The organism is Mycobacterium sp. E2699 (assembly GCF_001666745.1).
Classification (GTDB): Bacteria; Actinomycetota; Actinomycetes; order Mycobacteriales; family Mycobacteriaceae; genus Mycobacterium.
In genome coordinates, this window is the sequence record NZ_LZJH01000142.1 from 1 (window position 1) to 788 (window position 788).

1 pseudogene is annotated in these 788 nt (G+C 67.4%); it reads left to right on the top strand.

Annotated features, from left to right (window positions below):
• A pseudogene (locus tag A5696_RS23680) lies at nt 1-788 on the top strand (magnesium-translocating P-type ATPase); the annotation flags it as partial.

Genomic DNA, 788 nt, shown 5'->3' on the forward strand with positions numbered 1-788 from the left:
ATCCTGCTGGCCGGCACCGCGATCGTCTCCTACTTTCTCGGCGACAGCATGCAGGCGATCATCATCGGCGTGATCCTGGCGGCCAGCATCGGCTTGGGGTTCGTCAACGAGTATCGGGCCGAGCGGGCCGCCGCCGACCTGCACGCGGCCGTGCACCACAACGCCGTGGTGCGCCGCGACTCGAAGTTCGTCACGATCGGCGTCACCGACCTGGTGCCCGGTGACGTGGTCCGCCTGTCGCTGGGCGAGGCCGTGCCCGCCGACGTCCGGCTGATCGACGTCACCGGCCTGGAATGCGACGAGAGCATCCTGACCGGCGAGTCGACGGGCTCGGAGAAATCGCCGCAGCCTGTGCCGGCCGGCGCCGAGCTGGCCGAATCGACCGACCTCGCTTTCATGGGCACCATCGTGAGCGCCGGGGAGGGCACCGGGGTGGTGTACGCCACCGGCAGGGATGCCGAATTCGGCCGCATCGCAGCGGGTTTGGACAAGCGCCAACCCGAGACCGATTTCCAGGTGGGGCTGCGCCGGTTCTCCTACCTGCTGCTGCAGGTCGCGATCGCGCTGATGGTGGTCATCCTGGTCAGCAACCTGCTGCTGCACAAGCCGATCATCGATTCGGTGCTGTTCTCGCTGGCGATCGCGGTCGGCATCACGCCGCAGCTGCTGCCCGCCGTGGTGAGCACCAGCCTGGCGACGGGATCGCGACAGCTGGCCAAGGCCAAGGTCCTGGTCAAACGCCTGGTCTGCATCGAAGACTTCGGCGACATCGACATCCTGATCACCGA